This is a genomic window from Streptomyces sp. CNZ287 (assembly GCF_007827615.1).
Genome location: NZ_VISV01000021.1, coordinates 1 through 13,372 on the forward strand (window position 1 = coordinate 1; position 13,372 = coordinate 13,372).

At 70.8% G+C, this 13,372-nt stretch carries 5 protein-coding genes and 1 rRNA gene; 5 read left to right on the plus strand and 1 reads right to left on the minus strand.

Annotation, left to right across the window (positions count from 1 at the left end; all coding sequences use genetic code 11):
* Positions 1–92, plus strand: a 5S ribosomal RNA gene (gene rrf, locus FB457_RS29380); the annotation flags it as partial.
* Between the two features lie 75 nt (positions 93–167).
* Here the strand turns inward: rrf and FB457_RS29385 are convergent.
* Positions 168–2,807, minus strand: coding sequence for a SpoIIE family protein phosphatase (locus FB457_RS29385; RefSeq protein ID WP_173534890.1), 2,640 nt, complete (start codon positions 2,805–2,807; stop codon positions 168–170).
* A gap of 346 nt (positions 2,808–3,153) precedes the next feature.
* Here FB457_RS29385 and FB457_RS29390 point away from each other — a divergent pair, with 346 nt between their 5' ends.
* The 4 genes from FB457_RS29390 to FB457_RS29405 all read left to right on the plus strand — a co-directional run bounded on the left by FB457_RS29390 (position 3,154) and on the right by FB457_RS29405 (position 13,260).
* Complete coding sequence (locus FB457_RS29390) at positions 3,154–8,538, plus strand: HAMP domain-containing protein (RefSeq protein ID WP_145783819.1); 5,385 nt, start codon at positions 3,154–3,156, stop codon at positions 8,536–8,538.
* Positions 8,539–8,781: 243 nt separating this feature from the next.
* Entirely contained in the window at positions 8,782–9,444 is a 663-nt protein-coding gene (locus tag FB457_RS29395) for a response regulator (protein WP_018838062.1), read from the plus strand.
* A 92-nt stretch (positions 9,445–9,536) separates the two neighbouring features.
* On the plus strand, positions 9,537–12,263 hold the full coding sequence (locus FB457_RS29400; RefSeq protein WP_145783821.1) for a DNA translocase FtsK: 2,727 nt from the start codon (positions 9,537–9,539) through the stop codon (positions 12,261–12,263).
* A 184-nt stretch (positions 12,264–12,447) separates the two neighbouring features.
* Positions 12,448–13,260, plus strand: coding sequence for a helix-turn-helix domain-containing protein (locus tag FB457_RS29405; RefSeq protein WP_047018424.1), 813 nt, complete (start codon positions 12,448–12,450; stop codon positions 13,258–13,260).
* The last annotated feature ends 112 nt before the right edge of the window (positions 13,261–13,372 follow it).

Below are 13,372 nucleotides of genomic sequence, written 5' to 3' on the forward strand. Positions count from 1 at the left end.
CGCCCGGTCTCATTCCGAACCCGGAAGCTAAGCCCGACCGCGCCGATGGTACTGCATGGGGGACCGTGTGGGAGAGTAGGTCACCGCCGAACAATCTTTAGTACTCAACCCCCGGACACCGTCCGGGGGTTGAGTCATTTCGGGCCCCTTTCCCAGGGCCCTGCCTCCTACTCGCCGTTCCCGTTCATCTGGCCCGGCACCCGCATCGCGAGGATCGCCATGTCATCCGATGCCGGCTCCGCCGCGAAGCGTTCCACCGTGCGCAGCACCCGCGCCGCGACCGCGCCCGCCGTGAGGCCCGTACATGTCGTGAGGACGTCGACCAGGCCCTCGTCGCCGAGCATGCGGGTGCCCTCGCGGCGTTCGGTCACGCCGTCCGTGACGCACAGGAGGACGTCGCCGGGGTCGAGGACCAGTTCTTCGCTGTGGAGCTCCAGGTCGTCCAGGACGCCCAGCAACGGCTGGGATTCCGTGGCCTGTTCCACCGTGCCGTCGGGGCGCAGGCGGAGCGGGGGCGGGTGGCCGGCGCAGACGGTCTTGAGGACGGCGCTGCCGTCCGGCTGGGGCCAGAGTTCGCCGTAGAGGAGCGTCAGGAAGCGGCCGCGGGCGCCCTCGTCGAGGATGGCGGCGTTGAGGCGCTCCAGTACCGCCGGGCCGCCGAAGCCCTCGCGGGCCAGCAGGCGCAGTGCCGTACGGGCCAGGCCCGTGACGGCGGCGGCCTCCGGGCCCGTGCCGCAGACGTCTCCGATGGCGAAGCCGTAGGTGCCGTCCCGGATTTCGAAGAGGTCGTAGAAGTCGCCGCCGACCTCGTTGCCTTCACCCGCGGGGCGGTAGATGACCTCGACCTCGACGCCGGGGATGTCCGGCAGGCCCGGCGGCAGGAGGCTGCGCTGCAGGGACTGGCTGATGGTGGTGCGCTCGGAGTAGAGGCGCGCGTTGTCGAGGGCGAGGGCCGCCCGGCGGGAGAGGTCCTCGGCGAGTTCGAGGATCTCCTGGCGGAAGTGTTCGTCGGTCGGCTTGCCGAGGACGAGCATGCCGATGACGCGGTTGCGGGCGACGAGCGGCAGCACAACGGTTTCGCCACCGACGGTCGCCGCCGTGGCGAGGGAGGTCTCCGCGTCCTCGGCGAGGGTCGTGTTGCCCGCGATGCTGAGGCTGAGGAACGAGCTGCGCATCGCCAGCGTGTGCGCGGCGTCGCCCGGGCCGCGCCACAGGCGGGCGCCGGGGACGAGGACGGCGTCGGGCGGGTCGATGCGGGAGAGGAGGGCGCGCAGGTCGTCGATGCGGTCCTCGTCCTCGTGCAGGACGTAGCTGAGTTCGGGCTCGGCCTGTTCCGGGAGGGTGTAGACGGCGCACCACGTGGCAAGCGTGGGGACGATCATCTGGGCCATGAGGGCCAGCGTCTGGTCCCGGTCCAGGGTGCCGGCGAGCAGGTCGGAGGCTTCGACGAGGAAGGACAGGGAACCGCGCCGCAGCCGTTCCAGCTCGCCGAGGCGGGCGGACTCGACGGCGAGCGCGATGCGGTCGGCGGCGAACTGGAGGCGGAGCGCTTCCTCGTTGGTGTAGCGGCCGGGCATCTCGGCGGCGACGCCGAGGGAGCCGGTGAGGCGGCCTTCGACCTTCAGCGGTACGGAGACGACGGAGCGCATGCCGGTGGCCGCCAGCAGCGGTACGGCGTCGGGGTCGGCCATGAGGTCTTCGTGGACGGACGGGAGGCGGGCGGAGCCGTAGCGGCCGGTGCCGGTCTCGACGGGGACGCGGGCGAACCGCTGGCGGGCGGAGGGCAGCCCGGTGGAGGCCCGTACCTCCAGCTCGGTCTCGTCGTCGGTGGCGAGCAGCAGGTACGCGGCGTCGCCGGCCAGCATGTCGCGGGCGCGCTCCACGGTGCGCTGGAGCAGGCCGTCGAGGTCGTCGGGCGAGGGGGTGCCGATGAACGCCTCGAAGGAGTTGCCGCCGGGGAAGCCCCCGGCGTGGCCCTCGCTGCCGGCGCTGTCGCCCGCGGGGGCGCGCAGCGGGGTCTGCAGGATGGCGCGCTCGCGGTCGCGGACCATGAGGCAGATCGTGGACGGGTCGCCGGCCGAGTCGCGCAGGCGCATGTGCGAGGCGTAGACGGGGGTGACGCGCCCGTCGTTGCAGCGGATGCCGTACGAGCCCTCCCAGCGGGAGAGCTGGAGCGCCTCGACCAGTCCCGTGCCGGTGCCGGGGGTGTGCGGCCAGGCGGCGAGGTCGCCGAGGGGCTTGCCGATGACCTTCTCCGGTTCGTAGCCGAAGAGGTCGTGGGCGTCGTCGTTCCACTCGCTGACGAGGCCGCCGCGGTCGATGCGGACGACGGCGACGCGGATGCGCTCTTCGGCCAGCGGCAGCTCGTCGACGGGCAGCTCCGGGCCGGCGGCCCGGGTGCCCGCGGGTGGTTCCGCGACGGAGAGCTGGAACCAGACGCGCTTGTGCTCCGCGGTGTAGTCGACGCCCCAGCGGCTGGCGAGGGCGGCGCAGAGCATCAGGCCGCGGCCGCCTTCGCGGTCGAGGGGCGTGGCCTGGAGCTGCGGGCTGTGCAGCGGCAACTCGCGCTCGGCGTGCCGGTCGGCGACCTCGACCCGTACCGCGTCCGCCATTCGGATACAAAGGACGTCTACGGCCGTACCCGCATGAATTATGGCGTTCGTCACAAGCTCGCTGGTCAGTACGACGGCGTCGTCTGTAGCCTCGGGATAGCCCCAGCCCTGGAGGGTGTCGCGGACGAAGGTCCTGGCCGCGGCGACGGAGCGCCCGACCGGCTCGAAGGTGGCCGCAGCCCGCGCGGTGGTCACCAGCTCTCCTCTCGATGTGCCACTCTCCCGGCTGAAGGGATGGACGGCGGATGCCAGGGTACTTACCTTCACCCTGCGGACAGATGCCGGATCCTTCTCTTAACACTCGGAAAGTGCGCCTTAGCCGCCGAACTGTTATGGCCTGCCAGGGCCGGGGTGAAACACTGGGAAGGCTTCGGAGGGAGCCCGAGGCGAACGTCGACCCTGCGGGAGGGACACAGTGGAGTCTGACGCGAGCGCGCCGGGCGTGAGTCCGCGCACGAAGGGCGGGCGCTCCCGGACGCCCTCCGGGACCACACAGGTCGATACGGCCTCGCTGTATCGCCTGCTCGGCGCCCTGGAATCGATGCGCGACGGCAACTTCCGCAAGCGTCTGCGCGTCGGCGGCGACGGCGTGATGTCGGAGATCGCCGAGGTCTTCAACGAGGTCGCGGAGCGTAATCTGCACGTCACCGGCGAGCTGTCGCGGGTGCGGCGCATGGTCGGCCGCGAGGGCAAGCTCGCGGAGCGGCTCTCCGCGGGACCCTGCGAGGGGTCGTGGGCGGCGGCGGTCGACGCGTCGAACGCGCTCGTCGACGACCTCGTACGCCCCCTGGCGGACGTCGGCAGGGTACTGACCGCGGTGGCGGAAGGCGATCTGCAGCAGCGCATGGACCTGCGGCCGCAGGGCCAGGACGGGGCACCGCACCCGCTGCGCGGCGAGGTGCTGAAGATGGGCCGCACGGTCAACGGGCTGGTGGACCAGCTCTCCGTGTTCACGGATGAGGTGACCCGGGTCGCCAGCGAGGTCGGCACCGAGGGGAAGCTCGGCGGCCAGGCGAAGGTGCGCGGGATGTCCGGGTCCTGGAAGGACCTCACGGACTCCGTGAACACCATGGCGTACCGGCTGACGGCCCAGGTCCGCGACATCGCCCTGGTGACCACGGCGGTCGCCAAGGGCGACCTGTCCCGCAAGGTCACCGTGCACGTCGACGGCGAGATGCTGGAACTGAAGAACACCGTCAACACGATGGTGGACCAGCTCTCCGCGTTCTCCTCCGAGGTGACCCGGGTGGCCCGTGAGGTGGGCACCGAGGGCGAGCTGGGCGGGCAGGCGCAGGTCGAGGGCGTCGGCGGGGTGTGGAAGGACCTCACGGACAGCGTGAACCTCATGGCGGGCAACCTGACCGCCCAGGTGCGCGGCATCGCGCAGGTCACCACCGCGGTCGCCAACGGCGACCTGTCGCAGAAGGTGACCGTCAGCGCGCGCGGCGAGGTCGCCCAGCTCGCGGACACGATCAACACGATGACCGAGACGCTGCGCACCTTCGCCGGCGAGGTGACGCGCGTGGCCAGCGAGGTCGGCGCGGAGGGCCGGCTGGGCGGGCAGGCGCAGGTGCCCGGTGCGGCGGGGATCTGGAAGGACCTCACCGACTCGGTGAACACCGCCTTCTCCAACCTCACCCGGCAGGTGCGCGAGTTCGCGCAGGTGACGACGGCGGTGGCCAACGGCGATCTGTCGCAGAAGGTCACGGTGGACGTCTCCGGCGAGATGCTGGAGCTGAAGAACACGGTCAACACCATGGTCGACCAGTTGTCGTCCTTCGGCGCCGAGGTCACGCGGGTCGCCCGCGAGGTCGGCGTGGAAGGCGAACTGGGCGGGCAGGCGCAGGTGGCCGGGGCCGCGGGCACGTGGAAGGACCTGGTCGACTCGGTCAACACCGCGTTCCGCAACCTGACAGGTCAGGTCCGCAACATCGCGCAGGTGACGACGGCGGTCGCGAACGGCGATCTGTCGCAGAAGGTCACGGTGGACGTCTCCGGCGAGATGCTCCAGCTCAAGAACACCGTGAACACGATGGTGGACCAGTTGTCCTCCTTCGCCGACCAGGTGACGCGGATGGCGCGGGACGTGGGCACGGAAGGCCGCCTCGGCGGCCAGGCGCGCGTCGAGGGCGTCTCGGGTACGTGGAAGGACCTCACCGACTCCGTCAACTCGATGGCGAGCAACCTGACAGGTCAGGTCCGCAACATCGCGCAGGTGACGACGGCCGTGGCGCGCGGCGACCTCTCGCAGAAGATCGAGGTCGACGCGCGCGGGGAGATCCTGGAGCTGAAGAACACCGTCAACACGATGGTCGACCAACTGTCGTCCTTCGCCGAGCAGGTCACGCGGGTGGCGCGCGAGGTGGGCACGGAGGGCCGCCTCGGCGGGCAGGCCCGGGTGCAGGGCGTCGCCGGCGTCTGGCGGGACCTCACCGATTCGGTCAACTTCATGGCCGGCAACCTGACCGGCCAGGTCCGCAACATCGCCCAGGTCGCGACGGCGGTCGCGCGCGGCGACCTCTCGCAGAAGATCGACGTGGACGCGCGCGGGGAGATCCTGGAGCTGAAGAACACCATCAACACGATGGTGGACCAGCTCTCGTCCTTCGCGGACCAGGTGACCCGGGTCGCCAGCGAGGTCGGCACCGAGGGCAAGCTCGGCGGCCAGGCGGAGGTGCAGGGCGTCTCCGGTACGTGGAAGGACCTCACCCAGTCCGTCAACTCGATGGCGAACAACCTCACCAACCAGGTGCGCAGCATCGCCGAGGTCACCACCGCGGTGGCCCGCGGCGACCTGTCCAAGAAGATCACCGTCGACGCGCGGGGCGAGATCCTCGAACTCGTGACGACGGTGAACACGATGGTCGACCAACTGTCGTCGTTCGCCGAGCAGGTCACGCGGGTGGCGCGCGAGGTGGGCACGGAGGGCCAGCTCGGCGGCCAGGCGCGGGTGCGCGGGGTCTCGGGCATCTGGAAGGACCTCACCGACAACGTGAACCAGATGGCGGTGAACCTGACCAGCCAGGTGCGCAACATCTCGCAGGTCGCCACCGCCGTCGCCAACGGCGACCTGACCCGTACGGTCACGGTTGAGGCCCGCGGCGAGGTCCAGCAGCTCGCGGCCACCGTCAACACGATGGTCAAGACGCTGTCGTCGTTCGCCGCCGAGGTCACCCGCGTCGCCCGCGAGGTCGGCACGGACGGCCGGCTCGGCGGCCAGGCCCGCGTGCCGGGCGTCTCGGGTACGTGGAAGGACCTCACCGAGTCCGTGAACTCGATGGCGTCCAACCTCACCAACCAGGTGCGCAACATCGCCATGGTGACCACCGCCGTGGCCAGCGGCGACCTGTCGAAGAAGATCGACGTGGCCGCGCAGGGCGAGATCCTGGAGCTGAAGACCACGATCAACACGATGGTCGACCAGCTCTCGTCCTTCGGTGACGAGGTGACCCGGGTCTCGCGCGAGGTGGGCACCGAGGGCCGCCTCGGCGGGCAGGCGCGGGTGCCCGGGGTCTCCGGGATCTGGAAGGACCTCACGGAGTCGGTCAACCTGATGGCGAACAACCTCACCAGTCAGGTGCGGCAGATCGCCCAGGTGGCCACGGCGGTGACCCGCGGCGATCTGAACCTCAAGATCGACGTGGACGCCTACGGCGAGATGATGGAGCTGCAGGACCACATCAACACGATGATCGTGAAGCTCCGCGAGACGACCATCGCCAATAAGGAGCAGGACTGGCTCAAGGGCAACCTCGCCCGCATCTCCGGCCTGCTGCAGGGCCGCCGCGACCTCGCCGACGTGGCGCGGCTGATCATGAGCGAGCTGACCCCGGTGGTCGCCGCCCAGCACGGCGCGTTCTTCCTCGTGCAGCGCACCGGCGCCGAGGCGGTCGTCGAGATCGGCGCGGCCAGCGGGGACGATGCGTACGAGCTGCGCATGATCGGCTCGTACGGGCACTCCGGGAACGAGCTGCCGCACATCCTGCGGCCCGGCGAGACGCTGGTGGGCACTGCCGCGCAGGAGCGGCGCCCGATCGTCGTCGAGAACGTCCCCAAGGGTTATCTGAAGATCGCCTCGGGGCTCGGCCAGGCTCCGCCGGCGCACGTCATCGTGCTCCCGCTGATCTTCGAGGGCCGGGTGCTGGGCGTGGTGGAGCTGGCGTCGTTCCAGCCGTTCACCCAGATCCAGAAGGACTTCCTCGGCCAGATCGCCGAGGTCATCGCCACCAGCGTCAACACGATCAGCGTCAACTCCAAGACGGAGGTGCTGCTCAGCCAGTCCCAGGAGCTGGCCGCGCAGTTGCGCGACCGGCAGGGCGAGCTGGAGGTGCGGCAGAAGGCGCTCCAGGAGTCGAACGCGGAGCTGGAGGAGAAGGCCGAGCTGCTGGCCCGGCAGAACCGCGACATCGAGATCAAGAACGTGGAGATCGAGGAGGCCAAGCAGGGCCTGGAGGAGCGGGCGGAGCAGCTCGCGGTCTCGATGCGGTACAAGTCCGAGTTCCTGGCGAACATGTCGCACGAGCTGCGCACGCCGCTGAACTCGCTGCTGATCCTGGCGAAGCTGCTCGCGGACAACGGCGACGGGAACCTGACGCCGAAGCAGGTGGAGTTCGCCGAGACGATCCACGGCGCGGGCTCGGACCTGCTGCAGTTGATCAACGACATCCTCGACCTGTCGAAGGTCGAGGCGGGCAAGATGGACGTGAGCCCCACCCGGATCGCGCTCGTGCAGCTCGTCGACTACGTGGAGGCGACGTTCCGGCCGCTGACGGCGGAGAAGGGCCTGGACTTCTCGGTACGGGTCTCGCCGGACCCGCCGGCGACGCTCAGCACCGACCAGCAGCGGCTGCTCCAGGTGCTGCGCAACCTGCTGTCGAACGCGGTGAAGTTCACCGACAGCGGTGCGGTGGAGCTGCTGATCCGCACCGCGAAGGACGACGTGCCGCGGGCCATCAAGGAGCAACTGCTGGAGCAGGGCGCGCTGCGCGACCCGGGCGCCGAGCTGATCGCGTTCTCGGTCACGGACACCGGCATCGGCATCCCGTCGAACAAGATGGGCGTGATCTTCGAGGCGTTCAAGCAGGCCGACGGCACGACGAGCCGGAAGTACGGCGGCACGGGCCTCGGGCTGTCGATCAGCCGGGAGATCGCCCGGCTGCTGGGCGGCGAGATCCACGTCGACAGCGAGCCGGGCCGCGGCTCGACGTTCACGCTGTACCTGCCGCTGCACCCGACCGAGCTGCCGGCCCCCGGGCAGGCGGGCACGGGCGGCGCCGTCACGGGCGCGCTCGCGGCGGGCCTGGAGCAGGCGGAGGCGGCGAAGGCCGCCGCCGCGGCCGACGTCGAGGCGCTGCCATCCGGGCGTACGGGGAAGTCCCCTGACGGGCGCTCAGGCGCCGCGGAGCTGCCGGCGGGACCCACGACGGGCGAGACGGGCGCGCGGGACGCCTCGGGGGCGTCTGGGGCCCTTCCCGGCGCCCTCTCGGTGAACGGGGGCGCTGAGCAGGCGGCGCCGCAGCGGTCGGCGTCGCCGCGCTTCAAGGGTACGTTCCGCGGCGAGAAGGTGCTCATCGTCGACGACGACATCCGCAACGTCTTCGCGCTGACGAGCGTGCTGGAGCAGCACGGGCTCGCGGTGCTGTACGCGGAGAACGGCCGCGAGGGCATCGAGGTGCTGGAGCAGCACGAGGACGTGGCCGTGGTGCTGATGGACATCATGATGCCGGAGATGGACGGCTACGCCACGACCGAGGCGATCCGCCGGATGCCGCAGTTCGCCGGGCTGCCGATCATCGCCCTGACGGCCAAGGCGATGAAGGGCGACAAGGAAAAGAGCATCGAAGCGGGCGCATCGGACTATGTGGCCAAGCCGGTGGATACCGACCGATTGCTGGCCGTAATGGCCGGTTGGATGAGCGGAGAGTAATCAAATCGCCGTGAATTCCTGCTCTTTGATGACTCAGTGTGGCCAATTGCGTGTGAGAACGCGGGATTCCGGGAACCAAACTGATCGCAGGCGCGTTGTCGCTGTGTATGCAGTGACAACGCGGTGACAGGGTGTGGTGAGTCTCGGGGTGTGGATACGATGACCGGCACGAGGGCGGGCGGCATGGTGGGCGCGTCTTTGGCGACGAGGACCGGCACACCGCCGGGGCGAGGAGGGCAGGCCATGGTGCAGAAGGCCAAGATTCTCCTGGTCGATGACCGGCCGGAGAATCTGCTGGCGCTGGAGGCCATCCTTTCCGCGCTGGATCAGCACCTGGTCCGGGCGTCGTCCGGGGAGGAAGCGCTCAAAGCGCTGCTGACCGAGGACTTCGCGGTGATCCTGCTCGACGTGCAGATGCCGGGCATGGACGGGTTCGAGACCGCGGCGCACATCAAGCGCCGCGAGCGCACCCGCGACATCCCGATCATCTTCCTCACGGCCATCAACCACGGCCCGCACCACACGTTCCGGGGCTATGCCGCCGGAGCCGTCGACTACATCTCCAAGCCGTTCGACCCCTGGGTGCTGCGGGCGAAGGTCTCGGTCTTCGTCGAGCTGTACATGAAGAACCTGCAGTTGCGCGAGCAGGCGGGCCTGCTGCGGCTGCAGCTCGAAGGCGCCCAGAAGGGCAACGGCGACGGGGCCGCGCAGACCGGGCTGCTCGCCGAGCTGTCCGCCCGGCTCGCCGCCGCGGAGGAGCAGGCCGAAGCGCTGTCGAAGCAGCTCAGCGGGGCGAACGCGGAGTCCGCCGTCGTCGCCACCGCCGCGCACCTGGAGCGGAAACTCACCGGGCTGCGCAAGGCGATCGACGCCCTGGAGCCCGGCTCCCGCCCCGACGCGGAGTAGCCGGGCCCGCCCGGCGGGGCGCGGGTGCGCGGAGGACGCGTACCTGCACGTCCTACCTGTCCCGTGCGGGCGCTGCCGGTAACCTCGCACGTATGGCCTCACGTACCTCTGGCAGCGGCAACTCCCGGCAGCGGTCCGGAGGTAGCACGGCCAAAAAGCCCGCGGCGAAGAAGGCGCCCGCGAGGAAGGCACCCGCCAAGAAGCCGCCGCAGAAGAAGTCCGGGGGCGCGGCCAAGGCGCCGGCCAAGAAGCCCGCACCCTCGCCGACCGGCGGTGTGCTGCGGCTGCTGCGCGCGATCTGGCTCGGCCTCGCCCGTACCGTCGGCGCGCTCTTCCGCGGGATAGGGCGCGGCGCCAGGGGGCTCGACCCCGCCCACCGCAAGGACGGCCTCGCGCTGCTGCTGCTCGGCATCGCCCTGATCGTCGCGGCCGGGACCTGGTCGAACCTCAAGGGCCCCGTGGGCGAGCTGGTCGAGATCCTGATCACGGGCGCCTTCGGCCGCCTCGACCTGCTCGTGCCGATCCTGCTGGCCACCATCGCCGTACGCCTCATCCGCCACCCCGAGCAGACCGAGGCCAACGGCCGCATCGTCATCGGGCTGTCCGCACTGGTGATCGGCGTGCTCGGGCTCGTGCACCTGGCCTGCGGCACCCCCGGGCGCGGCGAGGGCACGCAGACCATCAGGGACTCCGGCGGGTTCGTCGGCTGGGCGGTGTCCCGGCCGCTGGTCACCACCCTCGGCGACGTGCTCGCGCTGCCGCTGCTTGTGCTGCTGACCGTCTTCGGGCTGCTCGTCGTCACCGCCACGCCCGTCGCGGCGATCCCGGACCGGATCCACTCCGCCGGGGTGCGGCTCGGGCTCGTACAGCCGCGGCCCGATCCGGCGGCCGCGGCCAAGGCGGAGGAGTTCGACGACGACTGGCGCGACGGCCTGGTGCGTACGGACGAGGACGACCCCGACGACGAGCCCTCGCCGCCCCCGCGCCGCCGCCGCACCCGCAAGGCCCCCGCCGCGCCGGCCGCACCCGCGCCCCCGCGGCGCGCGGCGGCCGGCCGCGACTACGGCGGCATGGACCCGATCGACGCGGCCGCCGCCGCGGCCACCGACCTCGACGGCGCCGTGCTCCACGGGGTCCAGCCCTCCCCGCTCCTTGCCAACCTCACCCACGGCGTCGCCGAGCGCACCGGGGGCGTGCCGGCGGCGCGCGAGGAGTCGGGCGCCGAGGAGGCCGTGCGCTCCGGAAGCCGCAAGGAGCACTCTGTCCCCGACCTCACCAAGCAGGCCGCCGAGCCCGGCCCCGCCGCCCTGCCGCCCCGCGCCGAACAGCTCCAGCTCTCCGGCGACATCACCTACGCGCTGCCGTCCCTCGACAGCCTGGAGCGCGGCGGCCCTGGCCGGACGCGCAGCGCCGCCAACGACGCCGTCGTCGCCTCCCTCACCCAGGTCTTCACCGAGTTCAAGGTCGACGCCGCCGTCACCGGCTTCACCCGCGGCCCGACCGTCACGCGGTACGAGGTGGAGCTGGGCCCGGCCGTGAAGGTCGAGCGGATCACGGCGCTGACGAAGAACATCGCCTACGCCGTCGCCAGCCCCGACGTGCGCATCATCAGCCCCATCCCCGGCAAGTCCGCGGTCGGCATCGAAATCCCCAACAGCGACCGCGAGATGGTCAAGCTCGGCGACGTGCTGCGGTCCGCGGACGCGGCCGGCGAGGACCACCCGATGCTCGTCGGCCTCGGCAAGGACGTCGAGGGCGGCTACGTCTCGGCGAACCTCGCCAAGATGCCGCACATCCTCATCGCCGGCGCCACCGGCTCCGGCAAGTCCTCCTGCATCAACTGCCTGATCACGTCCGTCATGGCGCGGGCCACGCCGGAGGACGTGCGGATGGTGCTGGTCGACCCGAAGCGGGTGGAGCTGACCGCGTACGAGGGCATCCCGCACCTGATCACGCCGATCATCACCAACCCCAAGCGGGCCGCCGAGGCCCTGCAGTGGGTGGTCCGCGAGATGGACCTGCGCTACGACGACCTCGCCGCGTACGGCTACCGCCACATCGACGACTTCAACGCCGCCGTCCGCTCCGGCAAGGCCACCGCCCCGCCCGGCAGCGAGCGGGAGCTGGCCCCGTACCCGTATCTGCTGGTGATCGTCGACGAGCTGGCGGACCTGATGATGGTCGCGCCGCGGGACGTCGAGGACGCGATCGTACGGATCACGCAGCTCGCCCGCGCCGCCGGCATCCACCTGGTGCTCGCCACCCAGCGCCCCAGCGTCGACGTCGTCACCGGGCTCATCAAGGCGAACGTGCCGTCCCGGCTGGCCTTCGCGACCTCCTCCCTCGCCGACAGCCGCGTCATCCTCGACCAGGCCGGCGCCGAGAAGCTGATCGGCAAGGGCGACGGGCTGTTCCTGCCGATGGGCGCGAACAAGCCGGTCCGGCTGCAGGGCGCGTACATCGAAGAGACCGAGATCGCCACGGTCGTGCAGCACTGCAAGGACCAGATGGCGCCGGTCTTCCGCGAGGACGTCGTGGTCGGCGGGGCGAAGAAGAAGGAGATCGACGAGGAGATCGGCGACGACCTCGATCTGCTCTGCCAGGCGGCCGAGCTGGTGGTCTCCACGCAGTTCGGCTCCACGTCGATGCTCCAGCGCAAGCTGCGGGTCGGGTTCGCCAAGGCGGGGCGGCTGATGGACCTGATGGAGTCGCGCGGGATCGTCGGTCCGAGTGAGGGTTCGAAGGCCCGGGACGTACTCATCAAACCGGATGAAATGGACGGAGTGCTCGCCCAGTTGCGGGGGCAGGATCATCCGTAACGGTGACCGGGGCAACCGGTTCGGCGCCTGATGCGTCACATCAATGGGCCGGGCGGGTGATCCCGCGGTCGGGCAGTACGTCTATCCCGATGGCCCATTAAGTGTGCTCGACCGGTTGGCCGATCCTTTTACAACCCCCCTAGACTGAACACCCGGCAGGTGGCTCACCCCGAAAGGCGCCCACGTGTCCCTCGGCAACTCCCCCACAGGCGACCGCCCTTCCGTCGGTCGCGCACTTCAGCAGGCCCGCCTTGATGCCAAGCTGTCCGTCGAACAGGTCAGCTTGACCACGCGTGTGCGCATTCCGATCATCCATGCCATCGAACAGGACGATTTCTCTCGCTGCGGCGGCGACGTCTACGCCCGCGGCCATGTGCGAACCCTTGCGCGGGCGGTCGGTCTGGAGGCCGAGGGCCTCGTCGCGCAGTACGACGCGGAGCACGGCGGCCGGCCCGAGCCGACGCCCGCCGCCCCGATGTTCGAGGCCGAGCGCATCCGCCCCGAGCCGCGCCGCCCCAACTGGACCGCCGCCATGGTCGCCGCGATCGTCGCGGTCGTCGGCTTCGTGGGGTTCACCGTCTTCAGCGGCGGCGACGAGGACGAGCCGGACGGCTCCTCGGTGGCCGGGGAGACGCAGGGATCGGAGAAGCCGAAGGACCGCGACTCCGGCAAGGACGGCGCCGAGGACAAGCAGAGCCCGCAGCCCTCGGACAGCGCGGTGGCGGGTGCCCCGCCGGACAAGGTGACGCTGCGGATCGTCGCGGCGGACGGGCAGAGCTGGATCTCCGCGCAGGGCGCCGACGGGCGCGAGCTGGAGGAGGGCGTGCTCGCCCAGGGCGACTCCGTCACCGTCACCGACAGCGAGAAGATCTACCTCGTCCTCGGCAATGCCGGCGGCGTCGACCTGTTCGTCAACGGCAAGCAGATCGCGGAGGACTTCCAGCCCGGCGAGGTCGAGCGGCTGACGTACACCAAGGGCGATCCCGAGGCGGGCTGAGACCTGCCCCGCCGGGCGGCGGCGCGGGCCCGGCCTGCGGCAAGACTCGTACGTCCGTGCCCTCGTTCTTCCGTGCTTCGCGCAGGCGTGCGGAAGGCGGCTGGTCGGCGGC